General features: G+C 71.4%; 1 protein-coding gene. It reads right to left on the reverse strand.

All coding sequences use genetic code 11. The annotated features are described in order from the left end of the window. Window positions 1-3,159 (reverse strand): amino acid adenylation domain-containing protein (locus ACFVYE_RS47170; RefSeq protein WP_389609748.1); only part of this gene is annotated, 3,159 nt, incomplete at both ends.

A 3,159-nucleotide genomic window follows, 5' to 3' on the forward strand; every position in this document is an offset into this window, starting at 1 on the left:
GGGTGGAGGCGAGGCTCCAGCCGTCGAGGATGGCGTGGTGGTCGGTGACGGTCCACTGGAAGGCGTCGTCGGACAGCACATGGACCGTCATCCGGAACAACGGCGCCACCGACACCGAGAAGCCCTCGTCCTGTTCGCTACGGACGCACTCCGCCACCGCCGCCCGTTGCGCACCGTCGTCCTGGCCCCGCAGATCGACGACGGACAGCGGCGGCTCGGCCCGCTCGTGCACGAGCTGCACCGGCTCGCTGTATCCGCTCAGGTCGAACGAGGTACGCAGGACATCGTGGCGGCCCACCGTCAGCTCGACGGCCCGCCGGAAGGCGCCCTCCCCGAACCGCTCGCCGAGCCGCACCGTACTGACGTTGTGGTATGGGTTGCGGTCCGGGTCGATCTCCATCTCGTAGACCATGCCGACCTGGAGGGCCGCCATCGGATAGGCGTCCACCAGCCCCTCCGGCAGTGCCTGCCGGTCCTTCGCCGACAACAGGGCGAACGGCTCCGCCGTCGGTGCGGGGAGCAGGTCGTCCGTCACCGAAGTCGCCTCGGTGCCCAGCGCGGCGAGCGTCGGGGACCGGAACAGCACGGGCAGCGTGAGCAGCAGACCCTCCTCCCGGGCCCGTCCGATCACCTGAATGCTGCGGATCGAGTCGCCGCCCAGATCGAAGAAGTTGTCGTGCCTGCCGATCCTGTCCAACCCGAGGACCTGACGCCAGATCACCGCCAGCCGTTGCTCCACCCCGGGCAGCGGCTCCATGTACTGAGCCGACAGCTCCGGGCGGTCCCCGGACGGTGCGGGGAGCCTGTCGCGGTCCACCTTGCCCTGGGCCGTCAGCGGGAACGCGTCGAGGAACACGAACGCCCTCGGCAGCATGTACTCCGGGAGCCTCTCCCGCAGCACCGACCGCAGTTCGGACACAAGGGGCGCCGGGGCGTCGCACACCACGTACGCCACCAGATCGGCCCGGCCAGACGCGTCCCGCGGCGCTGTCACGACACACTGGCGAACGCGCGGATGAGCGCCGATCGCCGCGCTCACCTCGCCGGGCTCCACCCGGTAGCCGCGAATCTTGACCATGTGGTCGACCCGGCCGAGGAACTCCACCTGGCCCTCGGCCGACCAGCGCCCCCGGTCACCCGTGCGGTACAGCCGAGCGCCCGGCACCGAGGGATGCGGCAGGAAGCGCTCGGCGGTCAGCGCGAGTCTGCCGAGATAGCCGCGTGCGAGGCACGGCCCGGCCACGTACAGCTCACCCGGACTGCCGACGGGCACGGGATGGCCGGCCTCGTCCAGCACCCGGACCTCGGTGTTGGCCAGCGGTGTGCCGAGCGGCAGCGGGCCGGCCGGGAGCGAGTCCGCCGTGAAGATGCCGCACACGGAGAACGTGGTGGTCTCCGTCGGCCCCCAGCAGTTGACCAGCTCAAGTTCCGGGCAACGGGCGAGGATCCGGCCGGCGTGCGGCACGGAAACCGTCTCACTGCCGGTGAGCAGTCGACGCAGTCCGTCGAACGTCTGCGGCTGCTCGTCCACGAGCAGCGTGAACAGTGAGGCGGTGGCGTGGAGGACCGTCACGCCGTGATCGGTCACCCAGCCCGCCACATCCGCCGGGGCGTACCGTCCCGGCGGAGCAAGCACGAGCCGGGCCCCCGCCGCCAGCGGCGCCCATATCTCGAAGGTGGAGACATCGAAGGCGACCGTCGCGATCTGGAGAACGGTGTCGTCCTCCCGCAGCTCCATCGCGGGGCCGCCGTGCAGCAGTTCGGTCACGTTGCGATGCCGGGTCACCACGCCCTTCGGCCGCCCTGTGGAACCGGAGGTGAAGATGGCGTAGCAGGCGTTGTCCGGCCCGGCGCCGGACTCCGGGACCCGGCCGCACCGCGCCTGATCGGGCAGAACGACGGTGTCCACGTCGACCGTCTCCCACGGCCCCCGCGGAAGCAGCTCCGCAGTACTCGCCCCGGCCAGGACCACCCGCACGTCCGCCTCCCGGAGCATGTGCGCGAGCCGGGCCGCGGGGAAGGAGACGTCCAGCGGTACGTAGGCCCCACCGGCCTTGAGCACGGCCAGCAGCCCGACGACCAGTTCGGGCGAACGGTCCAGGCCGACCCCGACGAAGACCTCGGGGCCGACACCCAGCCGGCGCAGATGATGGGCCAGCCGGTCGGCACGCGCATCGAGCTCGCCGTACGTCAGGGACCGCTCTCCGGCGACCACGGCGATGCGGTGGGGTTGTGCCGCCGCCCGCGCTTCGACCAGCTCGTGGACGGTCGAGGACGGGACAGCGGCGGCGTTGTCCATCCAGCGCTCCAGCAGAGCCCGCTCGGCCTCGCCGAGCAGGACGGCCGCTCGGTGGGCGGCGTCCGGATTCTCGGCGATCGCCCGCAGAGCCCGCAGGTGGTAGTCGCGGATCAGACGCATCTGCTCGGCGGGGAACTCCCTGGCGTCGTACTCCAGCTCCATCCGCATACCGGCCAGGCCCGGTTCGCGGCTCATGGCCACATGCAGCGGGAAGCTGGTCCGGGCGACACCGGCGGCCGTCTCGTCGTGCGGCCCGGAGACCGAGGCCCGGCCCCCCTCGGCCAGCTCGTCCACGTGGCGGAAGTGGTTGTAGACGAAGCCGGTCTCGAACAGGGGGTCGCCGCCCAGCGCACGTTGCAGCGCCGGCATGGGGTACCTGCGGTGCGGCAGCATCTCGCGCTCGGCGTCGAACACGGCGCGCGCCAGATCCGCCCAGCTGCCGTCGGGCAGCCGCAGCCGGAAAGGCAGCGAATTGAGGAAGAGCCCCCGTACCTCGGTGCCGTCGGTCTCCTCCAGCCGTCCGTTGGACGACAGCCCGGTGACAACATCCGCGCTGCCCGTGACCAGGCTCAGAACCCGCACGTGAGCGGCCAGGACGACGGCCTTGAACGGCACACCGATCCGGGCGGCGCTGTCCTCCAGCGCCGACAGGAGCTCCGGCGGCACCACGGTGACCAGCGCCCCGTACCCACCGGTGCCGTCATGCTCATGCACCTCGTCGTCGAGGCGTTCACCGATGAGCAGGGAGCCGCCGTTGCCGCTGTGGCGGGGGAGGCGGGTGTCGGGGCGGTCGGTGAGGAGGTCCAGCCAGTAGGTGGTGTGTGCGGGGGTGGTGAGTGCGTTTTGTTCGGCTGCGATGT

It is taken from the genome of Streptomyces sp. NPDC058239 (assembly GCF_042882185.1).
Taxonomy (GTDB): Bacteria; Actinomycetota; Actinomycetes; order Streptomycetales; family Streptomycetaceae; genus Streptomyces.